The sequence below is a fragment of the Geobacillus sp. DSP4a genome (assembly GCF_013096875.1).
GTDB classification, from domain to species: Bacteria; Bacillota; Bacilli; order Bacillales; family Anoxybacillaceae; genus Geobacillus; species Geobacillus thermophilus.
Genome location: NZ_SDLD01000063.1, coordinates 1 through 10900, shown reverse-complemented (window position 1 = coordinate 10900; position 10900 = coordinate 1). Strand labels below are relative to the sequence as shown.

Genomic DNA, 10900 nt, shown 5'->3' with positions numbered 1-10900 from the left:
ACTATATTATACTATATTTTACTGAATCTATCCTATTTTCAGCAAAATATAGTTAAGGCGATTCATCTCCCACTTACTCCGCTTCGCTTCGTTGAAGTGGGAGTCTTCTCGCCTAATTAAGATAAAATGAGAAAAAAGCCAACTGCTGACAAGAACAGCCCGAAACGAATGACAGCGCCTTCCCCGAATGAGCGGATCAGTTTTCCAAGAAGCCCCCCTTGGACGACGGCTCCTGCAAGCCCCATGATCATGAAAATGTAACCGAGCTCCGTCGACGAAAGCCCTGCTCGTTCAGCGGCAAAGTAGGCGAACGTCGCTTCAAGTCCGGCGAGGGAAAACGTTACGATGAGCTGCAACATGTATAGGCGTGCCAAAGGGCTTCGGAGAGCAACCGCAAGCGATGGTCGTTTCGCTTTTATGTTCGATCGTTTTTCTCTCGGAAGCGATTCATGCAAGAAAACGAAAACGAATATAGCTGTCAGCAGCGCCAAGCTGCCTGCCATCCAAAACGGAGCGGTCAAGCTCGTTTTTGAAAATATGCCGCCGATCCCCGGTCCGAAAATAAATCCAAGCCCAACGGCCGCTCCGATCATCCCCATTCCTTTGCCCCGGTCTTCTTCCGTTGTCACATCTGCGACGTACGCCATAGCGGCCGGCATCGTGGCCGCCGATAGACATCCGCCGATGATGCGAGCGGCAAACAACATCCAAAGTTTTGTCGCGACGGCGAGCAAGAAAAACGAAAGGGCCAAACCGAAAATGCCGACAAGCAGCATCGGCTTTCGTCCATAGCGGTCCGATAAATTCCCCCACATCGGCGCAAATAAAAATTGCATGAGCGAATACACGGCCATCAACCAGCCGAGCTGCGTTGGCGTCGCGCCGATTTTTTCTGCGTAAAATGGAAGGACAGGGATAATGATGCCAAACCCGGCCATGACCAAAAACATCACGAGAAACAAAAGCGATAAACCGCGGCGATTGCCCATGATCATCATCTCCACGATATGGTTTGCCTCTTTCATCATAATGGAAAGACAGGCGTTTTTCAAAGCAGATCGCACCTTGCTTGGCCGTTCCGACGAGGCTGGGATCACTCCCGAATGTCATCCACAAACCATTTCCCTTCCTCCCCATTGACAATGGAAGCGGTTTTCGCGAGACTGGAGGTAAACGGTTCGACAAACAATGAAGCGGACTTTGGACCGGCATCCGCCAAGGGTGCGAAACGACAAACACGCATGGGAGAGAATGGTGCATGATGACCAAAAACGAAATCCAAAAGTGGATAAAGAAATTCCCGCTGCTTGAAATGATCATGGCGGCCGAAGAGGTGTTTTGGCGCAATCCAAAATATCACGCGTTTGCGCAAGCCATTCAAACGATTCCTTTACGCGAGCGCGATGTCAAGGAGGCGGAAGAACGATTGCGCCGCTTTGCCCCCTACATCGCGAAGGCATTTCCCGAGACGCGGCCGGCCCATGGCATCATCGAATCCCCTTTAGTCCGGATTCCGAACATGCAACGGCGTTTGGAAAAGATGTTTCAGACCAACATCGAGGGGGAGCTGTTGCTAAAATGCGATAGCCATCTCCCGATTTCCGGGTCGATCAAGGCGCGTGGGGGCATTTACGAAGTGTTGAAACACGCGGAAGATCTTGCGCTCGCAAACGGTATGATCGCCATAGGAGAGGACTATGCGGTCATGGACAGCGAAGAATTCCGGCAATTCTTTTCCCGCTATTCTCTGGTCGTTGGATCGACAGGGAATTTAGGCTTGAGCATCGGCATCATCGGAGCGAAGCTTGGGTTCCACGTTACCGTTCATATGTCAGCCGATGCGAAACAATGGAAAAAAGACTTATTGCGAAGCAAAGGGGTCACCGTCATCGAACATCTCACTGATTACAACAAAGTGGTGGAAGAGGCGCGAAGACAGTCCGCCGAGGATCCAACGTCGTATTTTATCGATGATGAAAACTCGATCCATCTGTTTTTAGGCTATGCGGTGGCGGCGTTTCGGCTGAAAAAGCAATTAGAGGACATGAACATCACGGTTGATGAAAACCACCCGCTCTTTGTGTATCTTCCTTGCGGCGTCGGCGGCGGTCCGGGCGGGGTGACGTTTGGGCTGAAGCTCGTGTACGGCGATCATGTGCATTGCTTTTTCGCTGAGCCGACGCATTCGCCTTGCATGCTGCTTGGGTTGATGACAGGAGAGCACGACCGCGTGTCGGTGCAAGATTTTGGCCTCGACAATAAGACCGAAGCGGACGGGCTAGCGGTGGGTCGGCCGTCGCGGCTGGTGGGAAACATGCTTGAGAACGTCATCAGCGGCGTCTATACGGTGGACGATTCGACGCTTTACCGCTTGCTCGCGGCGATGGTGGAAACGGAGGAAATCTATTTAGAGCCGTCCGCCTTGGCGGGGGTGGCGGGGCCTGTTCGGCTGTTTCGTGATTTGGCGGGGCAAACGTACGTAGAGGCAAACGGTTTGAAAGAAAAGATGAAAAACGCCGTCCATATTGGCTGGGCGACAGGCGGAAGCATGGTGCCAAAGGATGTGATGGAGGCCTATTATCGGGAAGGCGTGCGGATTGAAACGATGACAGGGAACGGTTTTTCTGAAGGACGATAAGATCATTCCATGGAGTGCTGCGCGAAGACGCGAGATGTTGGAGGGATTGAATGAAAAGCGAAAAGGAAAAGATGGTGGCGGGACACTTGTACAGCCCCGCTGATCCGGAGCTCGTCAAGGAGCGGGAGCGGGCGCGGCGGCTCGTTCGTTTGTATAACGAAACGTTGGAAACGGAATATGAAAAGCGAACCGATCTGCTCAAAGAACTGTTCGGTTCAACGGGAGAACGGCTGTTTATCGAGCCGAACTTCCGCTGCGACTACGGCTACAACATTCACGTCGGTGAAGACTTTTTTATGAACTTTGATGGCGTGATTTTGGATGTATGCGAAGTGCGAATCGGCGACCATTGTTTTATTGGTCCTGGTGTGCACATTTATACGGCGACTCACCCGCTCGATCCGCACGAACGAAATTCCGGGTTGGAGTACGGAAAGCCGGTTGTGATCGGCCATAACGTCTGGATCGGCGGGCGGGCCGTCATCAACCCGGGCGTCACGATCGGCGACAACGCCGTCATCGCCTCAGGGGCGGTCGTGACAAAAGATGTCCCCGCCAACGCGGTCGTTGGCGGAAACCCGGCGAAAGTGATCAAATGGCTCAAATAGCCCAAGGCCGCGCCCCGCGCAAAGCATGTGCGGGGCGTTTGGTTGCATCATCCTTCTTTGTTACGCCCACTGCACCGCCACCGCCCGAACAGGCGAACCGTCGCAGCCAGGCAAGGAAAGAGGGAGGGCAATAATATATGGATCATCAAAATCGATTCGCTCGAAGTTCACGAAATTTTCCCCGATCACCCCGTTGGCGCCAAGAATAAGTTCGTGGGCGCGGAACGACGAGCCGTCCGGCGGGTCGATGTTGAGCGCGTCGATGAAAAACGTCCGCACGCCTCGCTCCAGCATCGCTTCAATCACCTCCAGCGCAACGTACGGATGGGAAAAATACCGCTTTGTTCCGGCGTATTGCGACCAGCCGGTGTCAACTACCCCCACTTAGCTAACGCTTGAAGTGGGGGCTTGCAACTCCCCAGAAGTGCAAACGGACTTCGTCCTCCTTCCTTGACTTGGGGTTGCATCAGGGGGCAGGTTGACGACTACCCAACGACGCAGGTCATGCCTGCATCGTTACCGATTCTCTCGGTGTGTCTGTTGGCAGTACTTGGCTTCCACACACAACAGACGGACCTACGCTCGATGTTTTACGGTTACAACGTTTCCTGTAACCAACTCCATACATCGAGTAGCCGTGATTGGAGTGCCTTTATTGAACGGTTTTCTCCACGCCTTTATTCTATCATACACAAAAGAAAGGGGGAACGCGCATTCCTCTCCCACTTACTCCCTTTGGTCGTTGAAGTGGGAGTCTCCTGCGCGAAATAGGATGAAACAACACAACGGTTCCCGGCGACAGCTTCGGGATATACGGAGCGGCATCGGCCATCGTCACCGCTTCGCCTTCCGCTTTCCCGGTGGCATCGATCACGATGCCGCGGCCGAGGAAATAGGTGAGCGGCACGTCATCGAGCCGCCAACCGTGTTCGCAAAAGTGAAACGGCGCATCCACATGCGTGCCGCTGTGCGACCCAAGCACAAGGCGGCTGACGTGATAGCCGTCTTGGGCGAACGTCGCCGCCGGTTCGATTTTCGGCTTCGGATCCCCCGGGTACACCGGAGTTTGGGCCGTGATCGGCATGGTGAGGTCGATGAGTGTTTTGATGTTCATTTCCAAATCTCCCTCTACACTATTTTTGGCTGCTTTTATCATACAACAAAAACATAGGAGAAGGAGGAGTTAGAAAGCCATCATCATGCCTTGCGGAGCTGGACGGTTAGCTGGGGAAATGTTGCGCCGAACGTTGGGCGGCCGGTGACCAAGGGCTATGTTGCTTGTCTTTCCGCGAACAGGGGCAAGCAGTTTGGCGGCAAACCGAGCGACGGAGTGTTATCATAGAGAGGGGAGGGGAACGTCACCCGTAACGAGAGAGGCGAATGATGGCGCTGCATGGCAACGGACGGCTTTCGTAAACAAAGGACAAGTGGAAGAATTTTCACGCGCGATGGCGAATGAAACAAATAAACAGGGCATGCGGGACATATACTGAAGGGGAAAATTTCGGCCGCGTGCTTAAAAGAAGGGAAGGGTGAAAAGATGTCAATCGCGGTGCAGAAACAGAAGCTATACATCAACGGTGAATGGCGGGAAGCCAAGTCGTACACGGAGCTGAAATCGCCATACTCACGCGAGACGATCGCCGAGATCCCGGCTGCATCGGAAGAAGAAGTTGACGAAGCGATCGCGGCGGCATACGCCGCGCGGCAAACGATGGCGGCTATGCCGGCGCATGAACGAGCCGCCATTTTAGAGCGGGTCGGCGAGCAGCTGAAAGCGCGGCAGGAAGAAGCGGCAAGGTTGATCGCACTGGAAGCAGCCAAACCGATCACCACGGCGAAAGGGGAAGTCGCCCGCACGATTCAAACGTACAAATTCGCCGCCGAAGAAGCGAAGCGCATTCATGGGGAAACGCTGCCGCTTGACGCCGCGCCGGGCGGGGAACATCGCATCGCCTTGACGGTCCGCGAGCCGATCGGCGTCATCGGGGCGATTACGCCGTTTAACTTCCCGATGAACTTGGTGGCCCATAAACTTGGCCCGTCCATCGCCTCGGGCAACACCGTTGTGTTGAAGCCAGCCAGCCAAACGCCGCTGTCCGCCTACTTTATTGCCGAACTGTTCGAAAAAGCCGGTTTGCCGAAAGGGGCGCTCAACGTCGTCACCGGAAGCGGCCGCACGGTCGGCGACAAAATCGTCACCGACCCGCGCATCAGCATGATCACCTTCACCGGCAGCCCGGAAGTCGGCATCGCGATCCGCAATAAAGCTGGCTTAAAGCGGGTGACGCTCGAGCTCGGCTCGAACTCGGCCGTGATCGTCGATGAACAGGTCGATCTTGACCGCATCATCCCGCGCTGCGTGTTCGGTGCGTTCACGTTCCAAGGGCAGGTGTGCATTTCACTCCAGCGCATTTACGTGCATGAGAATCGTTATGACGAGTTCGTCGAAAAATTTGTCGCCGCCGCGAAACAGTTGAAAACAGGCGACCCGTTGGATCCAACCACCGATGTATCCGCCTTGATTACGCCAAACGATGTCGACCGGGCGCTCTCTTGGATCGAAGAGGCGAAACAAGGCGGCGCAAACGTCGTCCTCGGCGGCGAGCGCGACGGCAATATCTTGCTTCCGACGGTCATTGTGGACGCCGAACCGACGATGAAAGTGTCGTGCCAAGAAGTGTTCGCCCCGATCGTCTTGATCAACCGCGTCCGTTCGATCGATGAAGCCATTGAACTGGTCAATGACTCGCGCTACGGCTTGCAGGCGGGCATCTACACCGACAACGTCCATACCGCGTGGAAAGCGGCGAAACAACTGCACGTTGGCGGCGTGTTGATTAATGACATCCCGACGTTCCGCGTCGACCATATGCCGTACGGCGGCGTGAAAGAAAGCGGGTTTGGCCGCGAAGGCATTCGTTATGCGATTGAAGAAATGACGGAGTTGAAGTTGATTATTTTTAACGAAAGTTAAGCGGGATGAGAAGAGGTTGGAGTAAAGTTTATTCCTAAAATTCTAGAAGAATGGTTGCGCAGCCTTGGAGAGAGTGGCACTCCAAGGCTGTATGTTTAAGCGTGCTTTTCCAAAATATATCCCCAACGGTTCGAGGCGAGAACAGACAGGTGGTATTGATGCTCGAGCTGTTTGCTGAACCATGCTTTTTTCACGAGAAGCAAGCTTCGGCTTGTATGCAAGAACGTTTTCAACCCTCCGCGCCGAGGTTTAAGGTCATTCGCAAGTTCTGCTGTCAAGACCGCATTTTGCGGCCAGCGGCCTTTCTCGTGCAACGGATGGTACATAAACAGTTCGTATCCATGAACAGGCATTTGGGCGGTCTGCTGAAGCAATGCCAGTTCGAAATTTGGCTTGGGATGATGGGTATAATGTTGAATATTCGTTTCGTAAAACGATGCGACGAACAACAGTCCGGCAAGCAGCAGCCCGCGTGCTCCCCACGTTCCTTTTCTCCATAATTGACTTGCGCAAATGCCAATCAATAGGCAAAGCGGCGGATAGACAGGGAGGATGTACCATCTGATTTTCGTCTTCGCTATGGTAAACATGAGAAGCGGGACGCAAATCCAAAGCAAAATCCCGATCACATCTTCTTTCCGGCGATGGTCTGCTCCTTCAAACGCTAAAAGACGAACGCCTTGCATGTAACTGATGACCATGATTCCGACCAAGAGCGCCAGCCACCAAAAGAAGAAATGAACAAGAATGACGCCGTAATAGGCTTCATCACCGATATGACCCTCAATGGGCCGAGTGGAGCGCAGCAACAAGTCATATGCGATCATTTGTTTAAAAAAACGGAATCCATCATAGTGATAGCGGGCAAAAGCCCAAGCGAGCACAGGAACAACGAAGGTGAGCGCTGCCCTCCACCATGCGCGCCAGCGTCCTGACTCCCACTGCCTAGTGATGAGAAAATATAAGACCATGATCAACAGAATGTTCCCCGCATGCCAACTTTTCGTTAAAAAAGCAAGTGAACAGGCAAGGCCCGCTGCATACAACCATCGCGTCTGCCGTCTAGCAGCCAGCAAAGAAAGGATGGATAACGTAAAGAAGAAGACAAAGAGCGAATCCGCATCTCCTGTGCGAGCGCAATGGTTGAGCAAATATTGAGTGCTAGTAGACAAGGCAAGCAATGAGACGATTGCGGCCATGCTTCCAAACCGTTTTTTCACAAATAGCGCAATGGCAACGGCCGTGAGCGTAGCGCAAATGCCAGACATCAGCCGCAAACCAAGCGCGTTCATCCCAACGAGTTTATAGCCAATCATGATCGCCCAGTAGCTAACAGGAGGCTTTAAATTCCAGTAATCAGGATGCCCAAGGTATGTGTTGACGATCAAGTTTCCATGCCTCAGCATTTCGTATGCATTGACGCCATGACGCGCTTCGTCCCAGCTTGAAATCGGGAATGTTCCTAGATGATAAAAGACGTTGTAGACCATCATCGAGAAGATCAACGCGCCGCTAGATAAAACGAGATGTTTCGTACACTTGGATTTCTCATGCGATCCACTCCTTTATCGGCACGCTGTGCTTCGAAAAAAAAGCAACACCGACATAGAAGCTATTACAAGTAGATGAAGATGTCAAGCATGGATGTGTTAGAGAACATGATATTTTTGCCGCCAACAAGGAAAAAACCATCTTCATGGCGAATGAAAAGAAATGAATCATCATTCAGAGGAGGAAAGCCATGGAAACGGTTGTACTGACATTTGACCAAAACAAAGCGATATTGGAACTGAACCGCCCGCAGGCGTTAAATGCCATGGATGTGAAAATGCTAACGGAACTCGTCGACGCGCTGCGGAAAATCAAGGAAAGTGACGCTTCCGTTGTCATCATCCGCGGCAGAGGAAGAGGATTTTCGGCTGGGGGCGACATTAAGACGATGCTCGCTGTCGATGATCCAAACCAGTTTCAGACGGTGATGAATACGATTCGGGAGATGATCATGCTCTTGTATACGATGCCGAAAATCACCGTTTCCCTCATCCATGGCCCAGCGGCTGGCCTTGGATTCAGCTTCGCCTTGGCAAGCGATTATCTTATCGCCACGAAAGAAGCGCGCTTGGCGATGAATTTCATCGGCATCGGCCTCATCCCAGACGGCGGCGGGCATTTCTTCTTGGCCCAGCGGGTCGGCACGGCGAAAGCCAAACAGATCATTTGGGAAGGAAAACCGATGAGCGCGGACGAAGCGCAACACCTTGGACTTGTCGATCTCGTCGTTGACAATGAGGAGCAAGCCGAACAATTCATCGCTTCCTTGCGGGAAAAACCGCTTCAAGCCATGATCGCCACGAAAATGGTGTACGTCGAACAAACAAAAGAAGAGTTGCTTCGCGTGCTCGAACTCGAAACCGACGCCCAACAGCGCATGCGGCAAACCGAAGACCACCGCGAAGGCGTTCGCGCCTTTTTAGAAAAGCGGAAGCCGGTGTTTCGGGGGAGGTAGGAAAATGCAATGAGCAACTCCTGCCCAATTACGCTCAAGCGTACTTGGCAGGAGTTGCTTTTAGTTTTCAACGGAAAAAAATTGTGTTAAATACCCGTGGTGCTAGTTGAGCTTTAGTGTAAACTAGCACATTATTTCAGAATCCCTTTTTCAAATTATTTCAGGCGGATTCGGAAATAATGTGCAAAATTTTTGCGGATTGTTCCGGATTTTGCACATTCTTTCGGAACGTTTGCACGCTCTTTCAGATGAAGATTTCCAGCGTGCCTGATGGACCGATGGAAAAGTGAAAGCACAAAAGAGGCCGATTCGGCCCCTTTCGTGCTAATACCCCATTTCCTCTGCGGCCATGCGCACCACTTCTTCGTCAATGGCGTCCTTTTTCAGCTGATACCCGTATAACAGGCACGTCGTGGCCAACGTGTTGATCACCCGAGGCCATCCCCGCGACTGCAGGGCAATCGCCTCTAACGCCGATGGAGTGAAGATCGGATGCTTCGCCCCGGCCTGTTTCATCCGATGCTCGATGTAGCCCGCCACCTCTTCCCTCTCCAGCGGCCCCATCCGGTATCGCATGATGATCCGCTGGTCGAGAGGGTGGTGCTGATTGAGCCGCAGCTTCCCCTGTAAATGGGGCAGCCCGGCCAAAATCAAGACAAATGGGTTGGTCGAATCCATCTCAAAGTTGAACAAGATCGCGATGTCCTGTAAAAATGCATCCTTTGCTAAATGCATCTCGTCCAAAATGAACACCGGCGTGATCCGTCGTTCATGATACAATCGCTCGATCGCCTGCTGGATTTGGCGGAAGAGATCTACCTTGCGGTACTTCGGTTCCTCTCCTAATCCCAAGGCCAGTCCACGGTAAAAATCCATCACGCCTCCGGTGGATAACGGAAAGTAGACGACATGATACAATGATGGATTCAATGACTCTTTCAGCGCCCGAAGGGCGAACGTCTTGCCCGCCCCCGGCTCTCCGATCAACAGCCCGATCCCCCGGGTTCGTTTCACGTACTCCAGCGCCCGCAACGCTTCCTGAAATGACGCCCCTTGATACGCCTCGGACGGGTCTGTTTCTTTCGCAAACGGCTCCCGCGAAAGGGAGTAAAACGATTTATACACCGTGTTCTCCCTCCTTCGCCGGAATCGCCGCAAACGGGGACCGATGGCGTTTTACATAGGCATTGTCCTCCAAACGCACCCGAATGGCTTCCGCCACCCGTTTGCCATCTTCGTACACATAGACGCCTCGTTCGTCATAGCGGAGCTCAATCGATTGCCCAATGAACCGAGGCGGCACTTCGTATAGCTGTTTATTCAGGGTGATCGTGCCATCGGCTTTCACCTTGCGGTGCTCCCGTTTCAGAAAAATCGCATCCAGCCAATCGCCATCTTCGATGAACGACACGAGATGCACTTGCAATTGAAACACCTCATGCGGCGTTTTTCCGTCCAGTGAGGCGTGCGGTTTTCGATGATACTCTTCTTCAAGCCACTTCCAAAAACGCTCGTTCAACTCGTCAAGCGACTTCGGCGGATTCAGCTCCAACAGCGGATAAAACCGCGTCTGTACGGTGCGGAAGAACCGTTCGATTTTTCCCTTGCTTTGCGGGTCATACGGCTGGGTGTGGATGAGCGTAATTCCCATCTCGGCGCACGCATACTGCAGCACCTCGGACCGATACATTTTCCCGTTGTCCGAGTAAATGCGCTTCGGCTTCCCGCAACGAAGCACCGCTTCCTTCGTGACGATCCGCAGCCCGTCAAACTTCTCCGAAGGGAAACTATACGTACGGCACAAACCGCGAGCAGTCATCGATATAGGCGATCAAAAACGTTTTCTGGGCTTTCCCATTGACTCGAATCGTTGGTCCATGGGATAAGTCCCCTTGCCAAAGCTCATTGATCTGGTCATACGCAAAGCGCTTTCGCTCCGGCATCGGCAAGATTTCTTTCCCGACAAGGTTGTGTTTTTTCAATAATCGGTATATAGTAAAGTAAGAGGTATGGTTTTCTGGGATTTCCCCCTGCTCGATCAGGTGTTCGTAGAACACCGTCACGGGCATGGTGGGATGTTCTTTTCTTAGGGCTAAAATATGATCCTCATCATCGGGCGACAGACGCCTTGAGTGGCCGCGGTTCGAACGGCGCTTCGGCTTTAAGGCGTC

General features: G+C 52.8%; 6 protein-coding genes and 4 pseudogenes. 4 read left to right on the top strand and 6 right to left on the bottom strand.

The window, feature by feature from the left end; all coding sequences use genetic code 11:
- Window positions 1-122: 122 nt before the first annotated feature.
- Window positions 123-989: pseudogene (locus tag ETC02_RS15345) on the bottom strand (MFS transporter); the annotation flags it as partial.
- A gap of 269 nt (window positions 990-1258) precedes the next feature.
- Between ETC02_RS15345 and ETC02_RS15340 the strand changes: the two are divergent.
- A complete protein-coding gene (locus tag ETC02_RS15340) occupies window positions 1259-2638 on the top strand; it encodes a D-serine ammonia-lyase (RefSeq protein WP_050367334.1) in 1380 nt (459 codons plus the stop codon).
- A 50-nt stretch (window positions 2639-2688) separates the two neighbouring features.
- Window positions 2689-3246, top strand: a complete 558-nt coding sequence (locus ETC02_RS15335; protein ID WP_050367333.1) for a sugar O-acetyltransferase — start codon at window positions 2689-2691, stop codon at window positions 3244-3246.
- Between the two features lie 60 nt (window positions 3247-3306).
- Here the strand turns inward: ETC02_RS15335 and ETC02_RS15330 are convergent.
- Window positions 3307-3615, bottom strand: a pseudogene (locus tag ETC02_RS15330) (cyclase family protein); the annotation flags it as partial.
- Between the two features lie 403 nt (window positions 3616-4018).
- Window positions 4019-4360, bottom strand: a pseudogene (locus tag ETC02_RS15325) (cyclase family protein); the annotation flags it as partial.
- Between the two features lie 426 nt (window positions 4361-4786).
- Here ETC02_RS15325 and ETC02_RS15320 point away from each other — a divergent pair.
- On the top strand, window positions 4787-6223 hold the full coding sequence (locus tag ETC02_RS15320; RefSeq protein WP_050367332.1) for an aldehyde dehydrogenase family protein: 1437 nt from the start codon (window positions 4787-4789) through the stop codon (window positions 6221-6223).
- A gap of 95 nt (window positions 6224-6318) precedes the next feature.
- Here ETC02_RS15320 and ETC02_RS15315 read toward each other — a convergent pair whose 3' ends face one another.
- Entirely contained in the window at window positions 6319-7716 is a 1398-nt protein-coding gene (locus ETC02_RS15315; RefSeq protein WP_050367331.1) for an ArnT family glycosyltransferase, read from the bottom strand.
- A gap of 248 nt (window positions 7717-7964) precedes the next feature.
- Between ETC02_RS15315 and ETC02_RS15310 the strand changes: the two genes are divergently transcribed.
- Complete coding sequence (locus ETC02_RS15310; RefSeq protein WP_050367330.1) at window positions 7965-8729, top strand: enoyl-CoA hydratase; 765 nt, start codon at window positions 7965-7967, stop codon at window positions 8727-8729.
- Between the two features lie 324 nt (window positions 8730-9053).
- Here the strand turns inward: ETC02_RS15310 and ETC02_RS15305 are convergent, their stop codons facing one another.
- Together ETC02_RS15305 and ETC02_RS15300 are read right to left on the bottom strand one after the other, a co-directional pair.
- Entirely contained in the window at window positions 9054-9854 is an 801-nt protein-coding gene (locus ETC02_RS15305; protein WP_020961374.1) for an ExeA family protein, read from the bottom strand.
- Window positions 9847-10900: pseudogene (locus ETC02_RS15300) on the bottom strand (transposase); the annotation flags it as partial. The gene ETC02_RS15305 and the pseudogene ETC02_RS15300, both read right to left, overlap by 8 nt.

Excerpts from the sequence above, each read along its gene's own strand:
- ETC02_RS15340 (WP_050367334.1), top strand. The coding sequence starts at position 1,259 with ATGATGACCAAAAACGAAATCCAAAAGTGGATAAAGAAATTCCCGCTG.
- ETC02_RS15315 (WP_050367331.1), bottom strand. The coding sequence starts at position 7,716 with ATGATGGTCTACAACGTCTTTTATCATCTAGGAACATTCCCGATTTCA.
- ETC02_RS15310 (WP_050367330.1), top strand. The coding sequence starts at position 7,965 with ATGGAAACGGTTGTACTGACATTTGACCAAAACAAAGCGATATTGGAA.
- ETC02_RS15335 (WP_050367333.1), top strand. The coding sequence starts at position 2,689 with ATGAAAAGCGAAAAGGAAAAGATGGTGGCGGGACACTTGTACAGCCCC.
- ETC02_RS15320 (WP_050367332.1), top strand. The coding sequence starts at position 4,787 with ATGTCAATCGCGGTGCAGAAACAGAAGCTATACATCAACGGTGAATGG.